The following is a 23078-nucleotide window of genomic DNA, read 5'->3' as shown; positions in this document are numbered from 1 at the left end:
CAGGGCGTTAATCAGCTAATCGTGTGTTGGAGAAAAGATGAATAAAAATATCAACAAGCACTGGGGCAAAATTCGCCTCCTTTTCGTTATTTTATTGGCGTTGGGCATAACGGCCGTTTCCGCCACTGCCCAAACAGATGATCCCGCCAGCATTCCCCCGCCAGACACCGTCACCATCGCCGGATCCATTCAGCCTTTCATTGGCTGTGCAGGTGAATGGGACCCCAGCTGCGCCGAAAGCCAGCTCACTTACGACGAACAAAACGACATCTGGTTGTCCACCTTCGATGTTCCTACTGGCAACTATGAATACAAAGCAGCTCTCAACGGCAGTTGGGATGACAACTATGGCCTCAATGCCGAATATTACGGCCCCAACATCACCCTCGAAGTTCTAGAAGATGGCCCCGTCACATTCTGGTACGACCACAAGACCCGTTGGGTAAGTGACAGCATCAATAGCCTTGTCGCCACTGCTCCCGGCAGCTTCCAGGATGAACTAGGCTGCGCAGGCGATTGGGCACCTGACTGCCTCCGCACCATGCTGCAAGACCCCAACGGCGATGGCATCTACACCTTCATCACCCCCAATATTCCGGCTGGCGAATACGAAGCCAAGGTAGCCCTGAACCAGAGTTGGGATGTGAATTTCGGCGCAGATGGCGAAGCAGACGGAGCTAACCTCCCCTTCACCGTTGGTGAAGAACAAGCCGTCATTTTTGTTTTCGATCCCGTTACAAACTTACTCACCATCGAAGCAAGCGACGACATCCCCACAGATGTAATTAGCCAGGACAGCGGCGGTGGCTTGCCCCCTGCTGCTGCCCCCTTCCCGGATTTGGTCGTTGTTCCCGGCACCATCCAATCTGTGCTGGGTTGCGCTGGCGATTGGGCACCTGACTGCACCAATACGGAACTCACCTACAGCCAAGAAGACCAACTTTTCAGCGGCACCTTCGACATCCCCGCCGGTGAATACGAATACAAAGTTGCCCTCAACGGCGGTTGGGATGTGAACTTTGGCCTCAACGCCGAGCCAGGCGGAGCCAACATTCCACTTTCGCTCGCTGAAGACAGCAGCGTCACCTTTTACTTCGACAACCAGACCGGTTGGGTTGCCGACAGCATAAACAACCTTATTGCTAACGTGCCAGGCAGCTTCCAGAGCGAAATCGGCTGCGCCGAAGATTGGATGCCCAGCTGCCTGTCTTCCTGGCTGCAAGACCCAGACGGCGACGGCACATTTACATTCCAAACCGTGAGCATCCCCGTGGGTGAATACGAAGCTAAAGTGGCAGTAAACGGCAGTTGGGATGTGAATTACGGTGAAGGCGGCGCACAGGATGGTGCCAACATCCCCTTTAGCGTGCAAGAACCAGACACTCTGGTGACCTTCTCTTTTGATTCAAGGAGCAACCTATTGAACATATCCGTCGGTTCTGGCGGCGTACAGGGCAATATTAGCCAGCGCAGTGCCTACTGGGTGGCGCATGACACCATCGCCTGGGAAATTGATGATGCCCCCGGCAACCAATACTTTTTCCATTACGATCCGCTGGGTGGTGCATTTTCCCTCGGCTTCGATGGCATTTCCGGGGGTGAAGCCGTTCCGCTCACTGTAGACCCGAATGGCTTTAGCGATGAAATTGTGGCCAAGTTTCCCCATCTGCGTACCTTAACGGCCCTGAAGTTCAACGAAGATGATCTGAGCGTGGCTCGTGTGGCACTCAAAGGGCAAGTTGCCGTTTCTGCTCAAGATGAAGCTGAGCAAACCATTGATGCGGCTGGCCTGCAAATCCCAGGCGTGTTGGATGATTTGTATCCATACGATGGCGATTTGGGCGTTACCTTTAGTGACGGCGTGCCAACGCTGACCCTTTGGGCACCTACAGCGCGCGGTGTGCGCCTGCATCTTTTTGACGACGTTGACCCCAACACAGAAGCTGAAATTCTGGTGATGCGCCCCACGCCTAGCAACGGCACCTGGTCTATTACAGGAGAGGCTGATTGGGCAGGCAAATATTATCTGTACGAAGTACAGGTATACGTGCCGACTGAAAGCAGCGTGAAAACCAATCTGGTAACTGATCCATACTCCTTCAGTTTGGCCACCAACAGTACCCGCAGCCAAATTATTGACTTGATGGACTTAGCCAGTATGCCTGACGGCTGGATGGACGTGGTGAAACCCGGTATTGCGGCTCCAGAAGATATTGTGGTGTATGAATTACACGTGCGCGACTTTAGCGTAAACGATGCCAGCGTACCGGAGGAATTACGCGGGACTTATGCGGCCTTTACCCAGATGGATTCCAACGGAATGCAGCATCTGGCGGCACTGTCTGAGGCTGGGCTGACTCATTTGCACTTACTGCCAACGTTCGACATTGCGACGATTGACGAGGACAAAGCTACCTGGACAACGCCAACTTTTGACGAGTTGGCTAACCTACCGGCTGATTCCGAAGAACAGCAGGCGTTGATTTCGGCGATTCGGGATCAAGACCCGTTTAATTGGGGCTATGATCCATTCCATTACAGTGTGCCGGAGGGAAGTTATTCTGTTAACCCTGAAGGCATTAACAGAATTTATGAGTACCGTCAGATGGTACAGGCACTAAATGAGATTGGTCTGTACGTGGTAATAGACGTGGTGTACAACCATACCAATGCCAGTGGCCAAAGCGACAAATCGGTATTGGACCAAATTGTGCCCGGCTATTACCATCGGTTGAACAGCACAGGACGGGTAGAAACAAGCACCTGCTGCCAAAACACGGCCACAGAACACGACATGATGCGTAAACTGATGGTTGATTCTGTTGTTACCTGGGCGGCGGCTTACAAAATTGACGCTTTCCGCTTTGACTTGATGGGCCACCATATGAAGGAAGATATGCTAGCCGTTCGCGCCGCTCTGGACGCGCTGACGTTGGAAGAGCATGGCGTAGACGGCAAGAATATCTACGTTTATGGCGAGGGCTGGGATTTTGGTGAAGTTGGCGGCAATGCACGCGGCATCAACGCAACCCAGTTTAATATGGCAGGCACGGGCATTGGCACGTTTAGCGACCGGCTGCGGGATGCGGCGCGGGGCGGCAGCCCGTTTGGCGGCCAAACGGAACAAGGTTTCTTAAATGGCCTGTATGTCTATCCTAACGAAACAGATCAAGGCAGTGAAGCGGAACAGCTGGCGCGGCTACAAAACTTTATGGACCTCATTCGGGTGGGGCTGGCTGGCAATTTGAGTGATTTCACGTTTATTGGGGCAGATGGCTCACCTATCTCCGGCAGTGAAGTTTTGTACAATGGCTCTCCGGCAGGCTATACGGCCGATCCGCAAGAGCAAATTGTGTACATCTCCAAACATGATAACGAAACGCTGTTTGACATTATCCAGTATAAGGCACCGTTGGGTACCAGCAGTGAGGATCGGGCGCGGATGCAAACGTTAGGCAATTCTATTGTGATGTTCAGCCAGGGCGTGCCGTTCTTCCAGGCTGGGGATGATTTGCTGCGCTCCAAGTCGCTAGACCGAAACAGCTACAACTCTGGCGACTGGTTCAACCGCCTCGACTTTACCTACCAGAGCAATAATTGGGCCATTGGCTTGCCGCCTGCGGCCGATAACCAGAGCATGTGGCCGACAATGCAGCCACTTTTAGCCAACCCAGATTTGGCGCCAACGGCAGACGATATTGCGTTTGCGCGCGACACGTACCGTGAATTGTTGCAAATTCGGGCGGGATCACCACTGTTTAGGCTGCAAACGGCCGTTCAAGTCCAAGAACGCCTCCAATTCCATAACAGCGGCACAGAGCAGCTTCCGGGCGTGATCGTGATGAGCTTGGGTGACTTGACGGGCGAGGACATCGATCCGAACTTCGATATGCTAGTCGTTGTGTTCAATGCAACCCCAGACGAGGTGGACTTTACGGAAACGGCCGTTGCCAATCTGCCCTTCTCGCTCCATCCTATCCAGCAAAATTCGGTGGACGGTGTGGTGCAAACGGCCGCTTTTGATGAAACCAGCGGCACCTTTACCGTACCGGCATGGACAACAGCTGTCTTTGCCTTACCGCAAGGAAGCGTTGAGCAACCGACGCGCACGGACGAAACGGCCGTTGAGGTAGAAGAAACCACAGATGAAGTCGAGGCAGCGGCTCCCGTTGAGGAAACAGAAGCCGAGCCTGAAACTATCGCTGAAGTTGAAGAAGAAGCACATGATGACGAAGAGATCCTTGAAGATAGCGATGATCATGGTGAAGCTGAAGTCATCGAGGATGCGCCCGGTACACCGTGGATTATTTGGCTGAGTGCGCTGGGTGGCGGCTTTGTGGTTGCCCTGCTCGTTGCCTGGATCAGCCAGCGGCGGCGGCAAAGTAATCACCATCATTAAGATATAAATCTGTTGCTCAGGAACCGGGCAATTGTTCAAATTGAGCGATTGCCTGGTTCCTTGTAGCGCATCCCCCAAAGCGGCCGTTTCTTGCCTGCATTCTGTGTAAAAACCAAATAGAATTTTGAATTAAACTGAGCGTGAATTTGGTTTTTACTTGAGCAAATCACAGAGAAATCGCGCTTCGTTTGTCAAACCACTTTCTGTGATTTGCTTGCCTAAAATTCAAATTGTTTTACTACCCCGCTTAGAACAAATGTGGTATACTTATGTCTCGTAAAATTGTGTTCAAATCGAGGAAAAAAACGCTAAATTACTCCTGACTTTTTACCCTTTTATCTTAAAAGCAAACAGCCCAAAGCATTGCCACATTTTGGCAGCAGATGGTTGAATTTTGCCCGAACTGAAAAGAGAAGGAACCTTTCATGGCTAGAAAAACGGAAGCAGAAAGAAGATACGATGCCAGCAGCATCCAGGTTCTGAAAGGACTGGAAGCCGTGCGCCGTCGCCCAGGTATGTACGTTGGTGGCACCGATGTAAAAGCATTGCACCATCTGGTGTATGAAATTGTAGATAATTCAATTGATGAGGCATTGGCCGGCCGATGCGGCCGTATCGAAGTTACGATTCAAGATGACAACAGCATCACCGTTGAAGATGACGGCGTTGGTATTCCTGTCGCCAAACATCCCACCGAGAAAGTATCAGCTTTAGAATTGGTACACACCACCCTACATGCTGGCGGTAAGTTTGACAACGATGCGTACAAAGTGTCTGGTGGTTTGCATGGTGTCGGTGCGGCGGCCGTAAATGCGCTATCCGAATGGATGGAGGTGACGGTTCGGCGCGAAGGCGCGATTTGGTTCCAACGGTATCAGCGCGGCTTGCCAGACGCACCGGTGAAAAAAATCGGCAAATTAAGCAAAAACGAGCCAACTGGCACAACCACTCACTTCAAATTTGACAACACGATTTTTGAAGAAGGGGCAGCCTACCGGTTTGAAACGTTGCTCAACCGCTTCCGCGAGATGGCCTTTGTTACCAGCGGGGTCTTTTTGAAGCTGCGAGATGAACGGCCGTCTACGCCTCGCGAGATGAGCTTTTATTTCGAGGGAGGCGTCAAATCGTTCGTCCGCTACCTCAACCGAAACCGTAAAGCCATTCATAATCCCATTTACGCCCAAAAAGAGGCGGAAGGGATTGATGTGGAAGTGTCTCTGCAATATACCGATGGCATCACTATTTCTGAATATGCGTTTGCCAACACCATTCACACGCCAGACGGGGGCACGCATTTAACGGGTGTGCGTACGGCCGTTACGCGCGTTATCAACAGCTATGCCCGTAAAAACAATTTCCTGAAAGAAAAAGACAGCAACTTCTCCAGCGACGACACCCGCGAAGGGCTTACAACCGTCATTAGCGTAAAGCATCCAGACCCGCAATTTGAGAGCCAAACCAAGGTGAAGCTGATGAATGCGGAAGTATCTGGCATCGTCGCCTCCATTACCGCCGAAGCATTCAACCTGTACCTGGAAGAAAACCCCCGCGACGCCAAGAAGATTATCGAGCGATGCCTGACGAGTTCCCGCGCCCGCGCCGCTGCCCGCAAAGCACGTGAACTGGTCATGCGCAAAAGTGCCCTGGAGAGCCTCACGCTGCCCGGCAAGCTGGCCGACTGCTCTGAGCGTGACCCCAACAAATGCGAACTGTACATCGTTGAGGGTGACTCCGCTGGTGGCAGTGCTAAGCAAGGGCGCGACCGCCACTTCCAGGCCATTTTGCCCCTGCGCGGTAAAATTCTCAACACAGAGCGGGCTCGTCTGGACAAGATTTTGGCCAATAACGAAGTGAAGGCCATGATTTCTGCATTAGGCACTGGAATTGGCGAGACATTTGATGTAGAAAATTTGCGATACGGCCGTATCATCATCATGTGTGATGCCGACGTGGACGGCAGCCATATTCGCACCTTGCTGCTAACCTTCTTCTTCCGCTATATGCCGCAGCTAATTGAAAATGGGCATCTCTACATTGCCCAGCCGCCGCTGTATAGCCTAAAAGCAGGCAAAGAGATGCACTACGCCTACACCGAATCCCAAAACCAAGAGCTGCTCAAGCAGCTGCAAAAGAACGGCAAAAAATACAGCCTGCAACGGTACAAAGGTTTAGGTGAGATGAACCCGGAACAGCTGTGGGAAACCACGATGGACCCCGCCGAGCGGATGCTGCTGCAAGTAACTATCGAAGATGCCGTCTCTGCCGACAAAACGTTCGACATGCTCATGGGCAGCGAAGTTGGCCCCCGTAAGCGGTTTATCATGACCCACAGCAGCGAGGTACGCAACCTAGACGTGTAGGTATTGTGTAGGATGTCAAAGTTATTGGGAATAGTGACAATAAGATGATCCGCCTCAGATAACCAATATTTCTTCAAAAAAAAGGTGCTCCTTTTCGGAAGCACCTTTTTAGTATAAAAGTGAACCCGAAGGGTTTGGTATCTTCGGAGCGTTTCTACTTAGGGCAAACCCTTCGGGTCTGTCAATTACAATCTGAAATCTTAACCTGGGCCCGCAAACCAATGTTGGCCGCGTTGGCGCATCTCAACCTGACGGCGCAACCTATCGAACAAATCAACGCCCATTTGCATTAGGAGGTCGACAATATCAATGGGCACCCAATTTTGGATCAATAGCTCGCCTTCGCGCCGATACCAGTCAAAGTCCCGGATAGTCATTAGCTTTCCCGTAGCCGGAACTTGCTGATACTCTCCATGATGGATGGAATAAGCATAGTCCCACACGCCTAGGGCGGAATAAAACCCTTCAGCCACAATGTCATCAAAGCCGTCTCCCATCCCCATAAGACGGCCGCCTGGATCACCCTCCACGCTGCGGTCACCAAAGCCATGCAGCCACGGCCGTTGATGAAAATCTGCAAACTCTTCCAAACTTAAGCAAGCACCAATTCCGCTAGGACCATACCAATGCATATTTGGATGCCAATAATGCCACTGTTCCATACTCCGCATATCGCCGCCATCGCGGCTGCGAACATAGCGACTCAAACCTCTACCCATAGCCGCCACGATTTGCCTGGTTTTATTCGTCTCCAGCTCGTCTTGCTCGGTCAAGAGAACGCCATCACCAGTATGGGGGCCAGGAATCTTACCGCCCTCCATGCCACGAGCCGGTGGAATCACCTGAAAACCAGCTTGCCGCATCACTGCCAATGTATCCAGAATGACGTAACTCTCGGCAATCTTTCCCTCACGCATAACATAGAATTGGCCAAAGTGAATATTGGTCTTGTCATTGGTTGCTGGAATACCTAGCCAGTCCTCGGCGAAGGTACCGGTGAGGTAGCCGAGACCGGTTACCCATTCGTCCCCGCCACCCATTCCCCCAAGAAAAATATCCGCTTTCCTTTTGAGGTCGGGGAATGAGTGCAGCAGCGGCTGCCAAAAATCGGTAATAAGCTTATCAACGCCCGGCACATGGTTGATGGGGTGGGGGCCATTCCAGTTCACATCCTCATGAAAGGCTGCGCGGATCACATCGGGGACATTTTCAGATTCAACATGGTTCATTTTTTGCCAGAAGTCCCAAACAACGGCTTTGTTCTTTTGGTTTCTTATTTTCTCGTCAGACATAATTATTGCTCCTGTTGACTTACGTCACTCTCGGGCAGCAGCAAACCGGTGCCAACCAGCGCCCAGCCCAGCACTGCCCAAATGATGAATCCTGGAACGTAGGTTCCAAGTAGGTCTTGAGATGCGCCAACCACAATCGGTGAAATGAACATGCCAAAGCCAGCTATAGTCAACGAAGCACCCCAAACGACCGCTATTTTCTTTGGCGTCATCCATGACAACTGCATTGGCAATGTCAGTAGGATGGGTTGATATATCCAGGTACCCACGCCAAAAATGATCACGGAGGCGGCAATGAATGTTGGATTGGCAAATAGGAATGAACCAAACCCGCCTATCCCCACTAAGAATCCGGGAATGATGAAAAACAAACGCTTTGATTTGATTTTGTAGGTCAGATATCCACCGACCAGCACGGACACCATGCCCACGAAGGGCAGCAAACCAGTGACATTGCCAGCCTGGACCAACGACATACCGCGAACTTCATGAAAATAGGTTGGCAACCAGCTAGTTAAAGCGCCATAAAACGCAAATACCAAGGCATCTCCCACAACCAGCAGAAAAATGGTGCGGTTGCGGAGTACGTTCCAGATATCGCTCAGGCCAAACCTGGATTGTGATTGCTCGCTGTCCGGTTGAACCTGACCGAGAAATGTCCACAATAGTGCGCCAATTAATGCTACTAAGCCGAACACGCCCAAGACGGCTTCCCACGATATGACGTTTGCCATCGGTGCAGCAATGGCTACAGATACGGCAATGCCCAGGCTCATGACAATCAGGTTGAGACTGTTGACGATCGGGATTTCTCTTGCTGGGAACCATTGCATGACAAGCGGACCTACTGCGGGCATCATCAAACCGGCGCCAACACCATAAAGGAGTCGCAACCCTAACATGGTCGTGTAATTGGGAGCCAAAGAAGACAATGTCAACGCGCCTATCATGAACCAGCTGAATGTGAAGACCCTTTTTAAGCCAAATCGCGCGACGATGAAGCTTCCTGGCAACCCAATCATCGCCTTGATCAGTGTGGGTACGGCAATCAAAAGACTGGCGGTGGCTCGGGTGATCCCATAATCTTCAATTGCCAGCGGGAACAGAGGCGAGATAGAAAAGAAGTTGACGCCCAGTGCCAGATGAGCGGCCAAAATCAACGCGCCGATCACATAGCGATAACGGGGAAATGCTTCAGTGCGGGTAGTATTTATTTGGTCAATTTTTACAGACATAGGGTTATCCTGGAGGATCGAACCATTGGATACCCCGATTACGCATTTCTACTTGCTGACGCAGCCTTTCAAAAAGGTCTACACCCATCTGCCGACAGAGATCGACGAGATCAATGGGCACCCAGTTTTCAATCAGCAGATCGCCCTCGCGCTTCCACCAGTCAAAGTCCCGCATGGTCATGAGCTTGCCCGTGGCCGGTATGCCGGCATACTCGCCGTGATGATAGGAAAATGCGGTGTCCCAGATGCCACCAGCAGCATACTTCCCCTCACCAATAAAACCCATTGTTCGCCCCCCACCATCGTGACTAATCTTGCGGTCGCCGAAACCGTGCAGCCACGGCCGTTGGTGAAAATCTTCAAACTCTTCCAGGCTAAAGGTGGCACCGATCCCGCTGTGGCCGTACCAGTGCATCTGGGGATGCCAGTAATGCCACTGCTCCATATTACGCATATCGCCGCCATCACGGCTGCGTACATAACGTTCCAGCCCGTGCCCCATGGCTTCCACTATCTGCAAACTTTTGCGCGATTCCAGCGGGTCTTGCTCAGTGAGAAGAACGCCATCCCCCGCCGCTGGCCCGGGAATCTTGCCCCCTTCCCCTCCAGGCGCAGGCGGCAGAACTTGGAAGCCTGCCTGTCTTATGACAGATAAAATATCAAACATCACGTAACTCTCAGCAATCTTTCCGTCGCGCAGAAGGTAATGCTGGCCAAAATGAATATTCGTCTTGTCCCCGGTGGCGGGAATACCAAGCCAATCTTGGGCAAATGTGCCTGTGAGGTAGCCACATCCCGACACCCACTCTTCGCCCGCTTCTGGCCCGTAAACGGAGCCGCCGCTTTCTATGCCGCCCATAAAGATGTAGGCATTGCGCTTGAGATCGGGGAAGGCGTGTCGCAGCGGTAGCCAAACACCGGTGATGACTGCCTCAACGCCCAGCACCTGGTCAATAGGGGCTGAACCATTCCAGTTAACATCCTCGTGCATTGCGGCGCGGATGACGCCGGGAACGTCGTCGTTGCTTACGTGGTTCATCTTTTGCCAGAAGTCCCAAACGGCCGCTTTGTTTTTTTGATTTTGTACGCTTGTATTTGACATAATATTATCCTTATCCGGCAATATTAAACCACTGAATGCCACGCTTGCGTTGTTCTACCTGATGGCGCAATAAGTCGAAGATATCTACCCCCATTTGCTTAAAGATGTCGATTAAATCAATGGGTATCCAGTTCTCAATCAGGTAATCGCCCTCGCGCTTCCACCAGTCAAAATCGCGGATCGTCATCATCTTTTTGGTGGCGGGAAAGCCAAGATAATCCCCGTGGTTGATAGAAAAGGGCACGTCCCAAATGCCGCCGGCCGAATAAAGCCCTTCGCCCACAAAGCCCATGTAACGACCACCGGGCAGGGAGACCTTGCGATCGCCAAAACCATGCAGCCAGGGTCGCTGATGAAAGTCCTCAAATTCTTCCTGACTAAAGGTGGCACCAATCCCGGTGTAGCCGTACCAGTGCATTTGCGGATGCCAGTAATTCTCATGTTCCATGCGGCTCATGTCGCCACCGTCCCGACTGCGGACATACCGCCCCAAGCCGTTCATGGCGATTCTGGTTAGCTGTGCGCTTTTACGCGATTCCAGTTCGTCTTGCTCTGTCAGGAGAATGCCATCCCCAGCCAAGGGTCCAGGAATCTTGCCGCCTTCCATGCCCCGCGAGGGTGGCAGGATTTGAAAGCCCGCCTGCCGCATGACGCCAAGCACGTCGAGTATCACGTAGCTTTCGGCAATCTTGCCTTCGCGCATCACGTAAAACTGGCCGAAACCGATGTTGGTTTTATCGTTTGAGGCGGGGATGCCCAACCAATCTTGGGCAAATGTCCCGGTTAGGTAGCCGCAGCCCGACACCCATTCATCTCCTTCACTGTCGGTGCCGCCCAGAAACACATACGGCCGCCACTTCAGATCAGGGAATGCGAGCATTAACGGCCGCATATAATTCGTAAAGACAGCCTCAGCACCTACGATCTGGTTGATAGGTTCTGAGCCGTTCCAGTTCACGTCTTGGTGCATGGCGGCATTGATCACATCAAGGACATTATCAAGCCCTACATGGTTTAGCTTTTGCCAATAATCCCAAACCACTTCTTTATTTCTTTGATTATTCTTCAATCTGTCTGACATTGTTTCCTCCTACTGAGTACAAACAAATAAGATGTGAGGAGTGAGCATTCTCAAATGCGAAGGGTTCTGGACAAGGCGCATCTGAGGATGCTTCCTCCTCATCTAACGAACCATAATGGTTCTAACCGGGCGGCGTGAACCATAGTTCACCCCGATTTCGCAATTCAATTTGTCGGCGCAGTCTATCGAACAGATCCACACCCATCTGTAAGAAGAGATCGATGATGTCAATGGGTACCCAATTTTGGGCTATCAAATCACCCTCACGCCGATACCAATCAAAGTCTCGGATCGTCATCAGTTTCCCGGTGCCAGGAACCCCGCCATATTCCCCGTTGTGCCTCGAATACAAGGAATCCCAGCCACCAAGTGCAGCATATTTCCCTTCTGCCAGGAAGTCATCTCCCCCTAGTCCGATTAGTCGGCCACGGCCGTCAGACTGAACGCCACGGTCACCAAAGCCCCTCAGCCAGGGCCGTTGATGGAAATCTTCAAACTCCTCAAGGCTAAGGCAAGAGCCAATGCCGCTTAGACCATACCAATGCATCTGCGGCTGCCAATAATGCGCTTGCTCCATGCTGCGCAGGTTATCACCATCACGACTCCGAACATACCGACGAAGGCCGTATAACATGGCCATGACCAGTTGCCCGGTTTTTTGCGTTTCCAGTTCATCTTGCTCAGTCAAAAGCACGCCATCCCTGGTATGCGGGCCGGGAATCTTGCCGCCTTCCATGCCGCGAGCGGGTGGCAGCACCTGAAAGCCTGCCTGCCGCATGACGGCTAAAATGTCATAAATCACATAGCTTTCGGCAATCTTGCCTTCGCGCATCAGGTAAAATTGCCCAAAATAAATATTCGTCTTCTTGCCAGAAGCGGGAATACCTAACCAATCTTGCTCGAAGGTGCCGGTGAGATAGCCCAGGCCAGACACCCACTCTTCGCCGCTGGTCAACCCGCCCATAAAGATGTCGGCTTTTCTTTTGATGTCGGGAAACGAGTGTCGCAAAGGTTGCCAGAAGCCTGTAATGAGTGCTTCAACACCCTTCAACTGGTTGATGGGATACGACCCATTCCAATCTACATCCTCATGCACGGCATCTCGGATAACATCTGCCATATTGTCAGCACCAACATGGTTCATTTTTTGCCAGAAATCCCAAACTTTTGCCTTGTTCTTCTGGTTTACGTTACTAGACATCGTTTTTCCTTTTTCTAAATTTGTTTGCTTTGCTACCACCAATTGCCAACGCTTTGCTGCTCAATTTGATGTCGCATTCGCTCAAAGAGATCAACCCCCATCTGCTTGAAGAGATCAATCATGTCTATGGGCACCCAGTTCTGTATGAGCAGGTTGCCCTCTCGACGATACCAATCAAAATCGCGCATTGTTAGCAATTTTCCTGTGGCGGGAAAGCCAAGGTATGCTTCGTGATGGAGTGAAAATGGCGTATCCCAAACGCCAAGGGAGGCATACTGTCCTTCTGCCAGGTAATCTCCTTCTGTTAGGCCAATCACACGGCCGTTATCCTCATCCAAATCCGGCCACTCACCAAAACTGTGCATCCAGGGTTGCAGTTGAAAATCCACAAACTCCTCAAAACTAAAGCAGCTACCGATCCCCGTTGGCCCGTACCAGTGCATTTGCGGATGCCAATAATGCTCCTGTTCCATACTGCGTATGCTCCCGTCTTTAGCGCGACAGTCATATCGCAATAGACCCTGGATTATGGCCTCAACAAGCTGACCCGTTTTGCGACTTTCCAGCGCATCCTGCTCTGTCAGAAGTACGCCATCGCCTGTATGGGGAGCAGGAACCTTCCCACCTTCTGCCCCAAGAGCCGGCGGCAGCACCTGGAAGCCCGCCTGTCTCATTACTGCCAGTAGGTCAAAAATCACGTAACTTTCCGCGATTTTCCCCTCTTGCATCAGATAGAATTGGCCGAAATGAATATTGGTTTTTTCCCCTGTGGCTGGAATGCCGAGCCAGTTTTTGGTGAAAGTACCAGTGAGATAGCCCAGTCCAGATACCCACGCTTCCTCACCGCTTTGACCGCCCATAAAAATGTGAGCATTCCGCTTGAGATCGGGAAATGAGTGCAACAGTGGTTGCCAAAAACCCGTAATCAGCGCATCGGTACCTTGCAACTGATTGAGCGGATGCGACCCATTCCAATTCACATCCTCGTGCAGTGCCTCTTGGATAACTTTGGCAATATTTTTAGGGTCGGTGTGGTTCATTTTTTGCCAAAAATCCCACACCACCGCTTTGTTTTTCTGGTTCGTAGTGAGCATCTCTTCCCTTAACAACGTGTGGCAGATGGACAATCTAAAAGCCAACCTGAAGGGGACGACCTGGCTGCATCGCCCCCCCCATGAATGAAAATCAACAGATATTTCTCTGCGGTCTCAGCGTCTCTGCGTTAAATTTTTTTCAGGGAGCGAACCAGAGGTTGCCTTGCTTCCGCTGTTCAGCTTGACGTCGCAGCCTGTCGAATAAGTCAACCCCCATTTGCAGCAGTAGATCAACAATGTCAATTGGCACCCAATTTTGGGCTATCAAATCACCCTCACGCCGATACCAGTCGAAGTCGCGCATGGTAATTAACTTGCCTGTGGCCGGAACCCCGAGATACTCGCCGTGATGTTTGGAAAAGGCCGTGTCCCAAATGCCGCCGCTGCCATAATGCCCTTCGCAAATGAAGGGCGTGGCACGCCCACCGCCCGTTTGATGTAGACCCCGATCCCCAAAGCCATGCAGCCACGGCCGTTGGTGGAAATCCTCAAACTCTTCCAGGGTCAGACAGGTGCCAATTCCACTTGGTCCATACCAGTGCATTGGCGGCAGCCAATAATGTTCCTGCTCCATACTGCGCAAGTTGCCGCCATCCCTGCTCCGCACGTATCGCTCCATCCCCCACCCCATGGCGCCAACAATTTGCTTGGTTATGCGTGTCTCCAGTTCATCTTGCTCAGTCAGAAGTACGCCATCGCCAGTGTGAGGCGGGGGAACCTTGCCCCCCTCCATGCCACGAGCGGGCGGCAGCACCTGAAAGCCTGCCTGTCTCATCACCGCCAATAGATCGAGTATGAGATAACTTTCGGCAATCTTGCCCTCGCGTATCAGGTAGAATTGACCGAACCAAAGGTTTGTTTTCTTGTCCGTAGCGGGAATACCTAACCAATCATGGACAAAGGTACCCGTGAGATAGCCCAGACCAGAAACCCACTCCTCACCGTCCACAATACCGCCCATGAAAATGTCGGTTGTTCGCTTGAGATCGGGGAACGAGCGTAATAATGGCTGCCAAAAATCGGTAACAACTGCTTCAGCACCCACTAACTGATTGATGGGGTGTGAGCCGTTCCAGTCAACATCTTCGTGCATGGCGGCACGAACAACAGTTGCCACATTTCTAGGCTCGACATGATTCAATTTTTGCCAGAAGTCCCAAACGGCCGCTTTGTTCACCTGATTCTTTTTCATTGTGGTCATGGTCTTCGCCTCAATACAGCGACCTACCCTTTCACGGCTCCGGCGGTTAGCCCAGCCAACAGATGCTTCTGGAAAAAGAGTACAACAATAACTATCGGGAGCGTCGCCGACACGGCCGCAGCGGCCGCCAAGGTCAGGTGACCGGGGTCTTCACCACCGGTAAACCGGGCGATGGCTACTGATAAGGTCCATTTAGATTGGGTAAGAATTCTGACCATCAGAAACTCACTGTAGGCCAATAGGATAGAAAATAACCCGGTTGAAATGATCCCCGGCCACATGATCGGGATAATAACCCTGATGAAAGCTGTCAAGCGGCTGGCCCCATCCACCATGGCCGATTCCTCAATTTCTTTAGGGATGGTCATGAAAAAGCTGCGTAACATCCAGATAGTAAAGGGCTGGTTGATGGCCACCATCGTGATGATCAACAGCGCATAGGAGTCAAACAAGCCAGTTCTTCGCCCCAGAAAGAAGTAGGGCAGCACATAGGCCAGGCTGGGTAGTGAGCGAAAACCAAGGGCCGCTACCAGGATAATCACCCCAGCTAGCCCCGCATACCGAGCCAGGCCATAAGCTGCTAGACAACCAATGGTCATAGAAATTGTCACAGTACCCACAGTGACAATGATTGTGTTCAAAAAGTAATCATAAAACTCGGCCGTGTGCACAAATCGAGGAATGTTCCACAGCAATACCAATGTAGCGGCAACAATGGCTGCGTAAATTACAGAGTTTGCAACTGGCAAGCGATTGGCAAACATGCCCAGCAAAACAAGGACTGTGATGATGCCAACCAGCACCAAAGCAACAGCCCCTGGATTTTCGGGGACTGAATTTAACCAAAGATCAATATAGTTATCGAGAGTTGCATCAAAAAAAATTAAGGGAGTGCGGGCATTGGCTTGTCGGGGGGTTTTCAAAGATTGCAGGAATGTCCATAAGACAGGACCCAGACTGAAAAGCGCATACGCAATTAAGCCAATATAAATAAGCGTTATGCCGATAGGATTCTTTATTTTTTGCATATTAACGCTCCTCAATTTGTTCGCGATAGGTTCGCGTCAGGTAAGGAATCAAGATAATTAAAATCATGATAACCGTTAAGATGGCCATGGCATTCCCTTTGCCCAGTCGCTGCACGTCCATGGATGTCCGGAATATGTAGAGCATCACGGTATCTGCCTTAAACACAGGGTTCATTTCAGTCAATACAAAGACGGTATCGAAAATCCGGTAAGAATCCATCGTCAGAATGAGGCCCAAGAAAACAAAAAGAGAACGCAGGTGAGGTAATGCAACATAGCGCACCTGCTGCCATCTGGTAGCGCCATCCACAACGGCCGCATCAATCTGTTCTTTTGGCAAGGTGAGCAGTCCCGCATACAAGACAATGAAGGGAAAAGGCGTGCCCCCCCATATTGCATTGATAAAGATTAGAATTTTGACTGACACTTCTGAAAATATGAAGCGCTGCTCCAAAATATCGCGGAAGAACCAGGATACGACGCCACTGGGCACAAACATTTGTTTAAACATCAACGTGCCTACCACTGGAACAACGACCATAGGTAGGAGGTAAGTGGAAATAAAAACGCCCCGGAGTCGTTGGGTGATTTGGTTAAGAAGCATGGCTAGAATGAAGCCATTAACTATCAAAGACGGCACGGCAATGACAATGTATAGTAAGGTAAAGCGAACCGACTGCCAGAATCTGGGATCCGTAAGCACGGATGCGTAGTTTTCGAACCCCACAAATTCCGGTGTATTAATGTTGCGGAACGTCAAGAAATGTAAGCCGAGCCACATCGCTATTATCAGCGGAAACACCATCAGCGTTGTCATAGCTATGAGGCTTGGAGAGGTAAACTGGTAAAAGGTTTTTATTTTCATAACAGATACCTAATTGTTTGTGGGATATAGGTTTGGATAGAACGGCCGCATCCCATGACAAAGGCACGGCCACTCTATCCAACTTTTAGCTAGGCTTTATTCTTCTTCGAGGAATCCCTGTTCCGTAGCTTGCGTGATATATTCTTCTGCGGCACCTTGCAAGGCTTCTTCAGGGGTTAGTTCACCGCTACCAACCAAGGGCAGCCAGTTCCCCAGTGCCGCACTCGCCAGCGGAAGGGCTGGATTGGTCGGAAAGGCTCCAACGCCATTGGCAATGGTTTCGGAAGCGGCTGGCAGATAACGCGCACCAGCGCCAGCCTCAGCCACGGAGGTGCGAAGGGTGATACCCAACTCTGCACCCTCTTTCATGCTTTGGAAATCGAGTGCTTCCATGATGATCCGGAAGGCAAGGTCATGGTCAACGTCGGTATTGACGGGAATGGCATAGGCATCGAGCCAAGCAGAGCCACCCAGTGGGCCGCCAGGATTGGGGGCAGCAGCGGGGGCAAAGCCGATCTGGCCTACAAAGTCAGACAGTTCCGGGTTATCCATATTGGCCGCCCGGCTAGCCCATATTTGCACAAAGGCCAAGCCGCCGGTTTCCATACCAATTTCACTGTCATCAATGCTGTAGGTTAAGCCTTCAGGCCCCATGCAGGCGTCTACAACTTCCTGCATTTTGGTCAGAGCAGCAATGCCAGCCTCGGAATTAAAGGCTGGGGTATTGTCTTCATTGAGGTAATCCCCACCAAAGGAGCGAATGAAATGGAAAAATTCGATGTCCCAAGCCCAACCAGCATGGAGGTTCATAGTAAAGGGAATGTCGATGCTGGGTTCATCTTTTAGCACTTCACAGGCCGCGATGACGCCGTCGTAGGTTGTGGGTGGTTCCAGGTTATACTGTTCAAACAGGTCGGTGCGGTAGAACATATGCAGAGTGTTGGACATGAAGGGCACACTGTAAATCACACCGTCCACAGTCGATACATCCCAGGCAGTCTGCGGAATTTCCCAAAGGCGGTACTCTTCCCAATATTTTTCAACCAGGTCATTGAGGGGGAGGATTAACCCTTGATCAATGAACTCAACAGAATCGGGCGTCGTGTGGATGATGGCCCAGGGGGCAACCCCGCCATCGGCCAGGCCTAGCCGCTGCTGCTCTAGCTGATCGCCTGAGGCCATTAGCTGCGTGCTCACAGTCAGGTTCTCAACGTCATTACATTTTTCAAACTCACCTGCAAAGAATTCAGTGATGGGGAAGGCGGTACCGAGCATCCTCACTTCAACAGGCTCGGCTGGTGGTTCCAAGTTGCATGCGCTTGGATCGATGTCGCTTTCGACAACACGAGTAACTTCAACTTCTTGCACTTCGGTAACTACTTCACCTTCCACAACGCGGGTCACTTCAATCTGCTCGGTAACAGTTTCAACTATTGTCTCACCTTCAACAACACGGGTGACCTCAACAGTTTGTGGGGTACAGGCGGCTAAAATCAGACCACCCACCAGTAGGATCAGTACGGTAATTAGATGCCGTTTTTGCATGATTCTTCTCCTTTTCTGTAAGGGAATATGTATGTTCAAATACAAATGTTTTTGATTTACAGTTTTTGAGTAATTTTGGATCGTTGCACCTCCTTTGGCTTAATTAAGGGATGCGCGTTTGTGGGGAAACGGCCGTACAGCCAACAATCTGCTATACTTGCCGCCGTACAAAGGTGCATCCGCCTTTGGATACATGCGGGCCACCCACCATGCTTGCCGGCTGACTGGGTGGCTCGCTTTTTATAACCAAACTAGAAAACAAATAAGTTGCTTACACCAAACCTCAATCTCAAATCATCAATCTTCTTTACGAAGGCCGATAGAGCTGCTTTAACAGGGCAAACTCATCAAAGAGCGTCCATTCCTGAATGAATTTGCCGTTTTCTACTAAATGATGGCTAACGCCAATAATATGAATTTGCTTACCCGTTGGCTCGCCATAAACACCGGGGCCGGTGTGCGTACCCGTCATCGTCCAGCGGGTAGCGGTACGATAACGGTCAGGGCCGTCTGCCAAGGCGCAAAAATGATCGACAGAGACGGCCAGATCGGGGAAGGGGGAAAGGAGGGAGAGAATGTAGGTGCGGTATTGGTTACGGCCGTATAATCGCCGCCCCGAAGCTGATTCACAAATATATTGCTGGCTGTAATAATCATCCAGCTTGTTCAGCAAACGCCAATTCCACACCTCATGAATAGCGTTTCGGACAAAATCGCCAATATTAAAGTCGGCAGACTCTGCGGGTGGGGCTTCTGGTGGCAGTTGCCCTCGGAGGCGATCCGGCTCGGCCGGAACGGTAAACTGCCGACCACTGTCACTCTCTTGTTGTGCCATCCGCCGCGCCATCTCATGGACATCAAAACCAAGCTGGTAAATCAGCGCCAGCTCATCCCGTATCAGCCACTCTTCAACAATCACCCCTTCAACAATGACACAATCGGCAATGGCACGGTAGCTAATCTTGCGCCCCGTGGGCGGGCCGTAGGCAGTGTGCCCCCAGTTGTGTCCTTCATGCGTCAGACGATGAGAGGAGTAGTAGCCACTGTCGTCATCGCCTGACCAAATGACCTCATCGGCGTAAAGGCGACGATCTGGAAATGCAGCCAGCGATTGGATCGTGCCCTCAATTACTTTGTCTCGCGTGTAGATGTCACCGCTGGAGGTGTGAATACGCATGTTGGTTCCGTAATAGTCATACAGCGTACCGATGGCATGTTCTTCCCAGATTTCATGGGTGATCTTTACGATGTAGTCCACAATGTCCTGAAATTTGGGGGCGAAGCCGCGCAAGGCTGGTTTTTCATAGCCATCAGCGGCAATGATGTGAGCCAGATCGCCCTTTTTTTGTAGCGTAATTTCGACAGCGGGTTTACGGGATTTAGTTAAATCTTTTTCTTTTGTCATAGCATTCATTAAGGAGTAATCTTCGCTTTCTACTCTCTAATCTCCTGATACGCGGCAATTTGGGCGTAAATAGCTGTTTCATCGACCACCATCCACTCACTGGCGATCAAACCATCATGTAATTCAAAATGGGAGATCCCCAGGATGCCTACGGGGGCATTCGTTGGCGCTCCATATCGGCCGAACCCACTGTGAGTGCCGCAGAAAGTCCAGCGTATAGCCACCCGAACAGCCCGACCATTCTGTTGGCGAACGATGAGATGATGCGGCTCGAAACGGCCGTCTGGCAGAGAGGCCATCATGCTAGCAACCAGATTGCTTACTGGTTCTCGGCCGTAGCTAAGATGACCATCTGGCCCTTCAAACCGCACCGCCGGCACATATTGTTCAGCCACAATGTTGAGATGTTTCCCATTCCACAGCGCGTCATAGGTGTCGATCATGCGGTTGGCGATGGCTTTATCACCTAGGATGGTCAACCCATTTTCGTCCACCCAGCGATGGCGCATTGCTTTATTGCCAATGGCATACGCTTTGGGATTGTCCTTTCCCAGAGAAATGCCATAGGCCACTGGATCGAGGCCAAGCTGCCGAACAAATGAAGCGTGGTCACGTAATTTCCATTCCTCCACAATCCTGTTGTCACGGCATACGCAGTCGGCAATACCTAGCCCTTGGTAATTGCGTTTGGTTGCCGGTCCCAATTCGCTGTCTCCCATGTGTCTTCCTACTGAACGAACGCGATGTGATGAGTAGAAACCGCTTGACATATCTCCAATGATCACATCATCAGCCAGTGGCAGCCGGTTGGTAAAAACATGCATCTGTTCGAGGGTCTCATTGACCATATCATCGACAGTGTGCATGACACCATGCGGGGACCGTACCGGACAAATTGGCGTATACCAATCATGAATGCGCCCCACGTCGCCTTCTTCCCAAATAATGTAGGTGATATCGATGATATATTGTTCTGGCGTTTCAAATTCCGGCGCAAAATTTTGCATACTCATAATGAACTCTTGTCCTAAATAGATTTTTGAGATTACTCGTGTTTACCTTCCTTAAACAGATTTTCAATCTTGACTGGGATATAAGATGGTACAAACCTTAAGCACCACATCAAAGGGTCTCATCTAACTCGTTCGCCTCACGAGATTAGGAGGAGTCAGGTTCACTGTTTGAAGGGTTTGCATAATTACTGGCCACGAATCTGCTAAATATCCCGATGTGGTCATGCATGGCTTTTCTGGCCTTATCGGGATCGCGATTCTTTAGAGCCTGCAAAATAGGAAGGTGTTCCTGATCAGCCCTGTAATTCTCTAGCGCTCGCTCATACATATGGCCCTGCAGTGGCGCTAGCATGTCAGCGACAACCTTAAGAATGTGTTGTAGAGCCTCGTTCTGGGTTGCCTCAGCGATTGTCGCATGAAACTGTGTGTTCAGGTGGAAGTCAGTAGCAGAGTCCTTTGACACCTTCATTTCGTCAACAATATTCTCAAGGCGAAGAACCAAATCATCTGTAATTCGTTGGGCAGCGAGTGCCGCAGCCTGAGGTTCTAATAGGTCGCGCACCTCTGTCAGTTCTCGGAGTGCCGCATGCCTCATAGAGGCTTCAAGTTCGGCAGCAGTCGCAGGTCGGTTGCTTCGTATCATTGGCCCGACAGACATCCTCTTGCCAGATGTCACGGTGACAGCACCAAGTACGACGAGACGCTGAATGGCTTCTCGGAGAGAAGTGCGACCAATCCCAAGCTGTTCCATCAGATCTGCCTGCGATGGAAGATGGTCACCGGGTTGAAGCCCTTGCTCGGCAATCATGACCAGTATGGCATCCACGGCCTGATCCACGAGACCCGCCCTTGCCAGTGACTTTGATTTGTTTATCACACTCACTTATCCTCCTCACACTTGAAACGGTAATGATTATTTTTGCGTTCCTAGCCTACGCCTTTCAACCCTCTTATGCGTATACGGCCGTGCTTTGTTCCCCGCTTTTGAGAAGCTCCATATACTTTTGATTCATCATTTGCGTGATCGGACCCGGCTTACCATTACCGATCGCCCGTCCATCCACCTCTCTCACGGCAAAGATGCCACCTGCTGTACTGGTCAAAAAGACCTCGTCAGCGTTGTAAAGGTCAAAGGCTGTCAACTTGCTCACCTCGGTTTTGATTCCTTCCGTCGCCGCCAGTTCCATAACTGTCTGCCTTGTCACCCCGACGAGGATGTTTTCGCCCGGTGTATACAATATCCCATGCTTCGCTACAAAGATATTGTAGCCAGGTGCCTCGGCTACGTAGCCGTGAATGTCAAGTTCGATAGCCTCGTCGAGCCCTGCCTCGTTTGCCTCCATGCGCATTAGGATGTGATTCAAGTAGTTTGTGCACTTGATCTTTGAATCTAAACATTCCGAAGGAATCCTGCGCATTGATGATATGCCAGCTCTTATCCCTTCTTGTTGTACACCATCGTCTATGAGGCTGATGTAGGGGATGGCAAAGGCGATCAGATTCGGCGTGCAGTTGTAGGGGCTCATCAAGGGCATGCGCCCTACACCGCGAGTCACGAGTATCTTGATGTAAGCATTTTCAAGCTTGTTGCGCCTCATGACCTCAAGAACGACCTCCCTCACGCCTTCTTTGTCGAGAGGTATCTCAATCTTCAGCGCATGAGCGGATTCAAATAGTCGATCCACATGCTCGTCCAGCTTGAACACCTTGCCGCCCCAGGCACACGCCGTATCGAACACAGCGTCACCATAGAGCACCACATGGTCAAAGACAGAGATTCGAGCCTCGTTTTCGGGAACATACTCCCCACCAACGTAGACCTGGCGCTCCGAACTGCCTGTTCCAATATTCATCCCTTTCACCTCCGGGTGTGCTATTGTCTCGTCTGTCGTAACTTCAATCTTTCCTCTCAGCTATCAGCTAGCTGTTATCAGTTGTAACCCAATGCCTCTGCTCGGTCAAGCTATTCATTTTGGTGAGCGTAATGCTTGCGAGCCTAATCCAGCCAGGCAGTTGTTCAGCCGTTGCTTTTTGAGATAGACGAGAGGTTAACCCACACACTACCTCAACTTGGTTTGGTTTTGTGATGATAATCTTTTTAACAAAGTAGTGCTTTTTGTGTATTTTTCTTTTGGCTCATGGGTGAAAAGTGTGTGCCAATGTGACAGTCACTTCCAGACAAGCTGCACACATTTCATAGTTGAGCCTTTCTTTTTACTCAAAAACCCTGATCGCCAGAATGGATGGCTTGACCGAA

Annotated in this window: 16 protein-coding genes; 2 read left to right on the top strand and 14 right to left on the bottom strand. The window is 51.0% G+C overall.

The features are described 5' to 3' along the window. The first annotated feature begins 37 nt into the window (after positions 1–37). Positions 38–4399 carry a pullulanase-type alpha-1,6-glucosidase gene (pulA, locus tag ACOQPU_RS25010; protein WP_420642552.1) on the top strand — a complete coding sequence of 1454 codons (4362 nt, stop codon included), beginning with the start codon at positions 38–40 and terminating at the stop codon, positions 4397–4399. Positions 4400–4824: 425 nt separating this feature from the next. Further along, entirely contained in the window at positions 4825–6759 is a 1935-nt protein-coding gene (gene gyrB, locus ACOQPU_RS25005) for a DNA topoisomerase (ATP-hydrolyzing) subunit B (protein WP_420642551.1), read from the top strand. A 200-nt stretch (positions 6760–6959) separates the two neighbouring features. On the opposite strand, the gene ACOQPU_RS25000 is transcribed toward gyrB, so the two are convergent. The 14 genes from ACOQPU_RS25000 to ilvE form a co-directional block, all read right to left on the bottom strand. Then, entirely contained in the window at positions 6960–8051 is a 1092-nt protein-coding gene (locus ACOQPU_RS25000; protein ID WP_420642550.1) for an ester cyclase, read from the bottom strand. A gap of 2 nt (positions 8052–8053) precedes the next feature. After that, entirely contained in the window at positions 8054–9286 is a 1233-nt protein-coding gene (locus tag ACOQPU_RS24995) for a CynX/NimT family MFS transporter (protein WP_420642549.1), read from the bottom strand. 4 nt (positions 9287–9290) lie between these two features. Further along, on the bottom strand, positions 9291–10388 hold the full coding sequence (locus ACOQPU_RS24990) for a hypothetical protein (protein WP_420642548.1): 1098 nt from the start codon (positions 10386–10388) through the stop codon (positions 9291–9293). 10 nt (positions 10389–10398) lie between these two features. Then, a complete protein-coding gene (locus ACOQPU_RS24985; RefSeq protein WP_420642547.1) occupies positions 10399–11469 on the bottom strand; it encodes an ester cyclase in 1071 nt (356 codons plus the stop codon). A gap of 121 nt (positions 11470–11590) precedes the next feature. After that, positions 11591–12670: an ester cyclase gene (locus tag ACOQPU_RS24980; protein ID WP_420642546.1), complete on the bottom strand. Its 1080-nt coding sequence runs from the start codon at positions 12668–12670 to the stop codon at positions 11591–11593. A gap of 32 nt (positions 12671–12702) precedes the next feature. Continuing rightward, positions 12703–13764 carry an ester cyclase gene (locus ACOQPU_RS24975; RefSeq protein WP_420642545.1) on the bottom strand — a complete coding sequence of 354 codons (1062 nt, stop codon included), beginning with the start codon at positions 13762–13764 and terminating at the stop codon, positions 12703–12705. A gap of 139 nt (positions 13765–13903) precedes the next feature. Further along, positions 13904–14965, bottom strand: a complete 1062-nt coding sequence (locus tag ACOQPU_RS24970) for an ester cyclase (protein ID WP_420642544.1) — start codon at positions 14963–14965, stop codon at positions 13904–13906. A gap of 23 nt (positions 14966–14988) precedes the next feature. Next, complete coding sequence (locus ACOQPU_RS24965) at positions 14989–15993, bottom strand: carbohydrate ABC transporter permease (RefSeq protein ID WP_420642543.1); 1005 nt, start codon at positions 15991–15993, stop codon at positions 14989–14991. 1 nt (position 15994) lies between these two features. Continuing rightward, positions 15995–16858, bottom strand: a complete 864-nt coding sequence (locus tag ACOQPU_RS24960; RefSeq protein ID WP_420642542.1) for a carbohydrate ABC transporter permease — start codon at positions 16856–16858, stop codon at positions 15995–15997. 96 nt (positions 16859–16954) lie between these two features. Then, on the bottom strand, positions 16955–18403 hold the full coding sequence (locus ACOQPU_RS24955; RefSeq protein WP_420642541.1) for an ABC transporter substrate-binding protein: 1449 nt from the start codon (positions 18401–18403) through the stop codon (positions 16955–16957). Between the two features lie 307 nt (positions 18404–18710). Further along, positions 18711–19808 carry an ester cyclase gene (locus ACOQPU_RS24950; protein WP_420642540.1) on the bottom strand — a complete coding sequence of 366 codons (1098 nt, stop codon included), beginning with the start codon at positions 19806–19808 and terminating at the stop codon, positions 18711–18713. A 29-nt stretch (positions 19809–19837) separates the two neighbouring features. Then, on the bottom strand, positions 19838–20821 hold the full coding sequence (locus ACOQPU_RS24945; RefSeq protein WP_420642539.1) for an ester cyclase: 984 nt from the start codon (positions 20819–20821) through the stop codon (positions 19838–19840). A 145-nt stretch (positions 20822–20966) separates the two neighbouring features. Continuing rightward, on the bottom strand, positions 20967–21704 hold the full coding sequence (locus ACOQPU_RS24940) for a FadR/GntR family transcriptional regulator (RefSeq protein WP_420642538.1): 738 nt from the start codon (positions 21702–21704) through the stop codon (positions 20967–20969). A 67-nt stretch (positions 21705–21771) separates the two neighbouring features. Then, complete coding sequence (ilvE, locus tag ACOQPU_RS24935; protein WP_420642537.1) at positions 21772–22674, bottom strand: branched-chain-amino-acid transaminase; 903 nt, start codon at positions 22672–22674, stop codon at positions 21772–21774. Positions 22675–23078: the final 404 nt, after the last annotated feature.

This window comes from Candidatus Leptofilum sp., from assembly GCF_965223285.1.
Lineage (GTDB): Bacteria > Chloroflexota > Anaerolineae > Promineifilales > Promineifilaceae > Leptofilum.
This window is presented reverse-complemented; position numbering and strand designations above follow the sequence as displayed.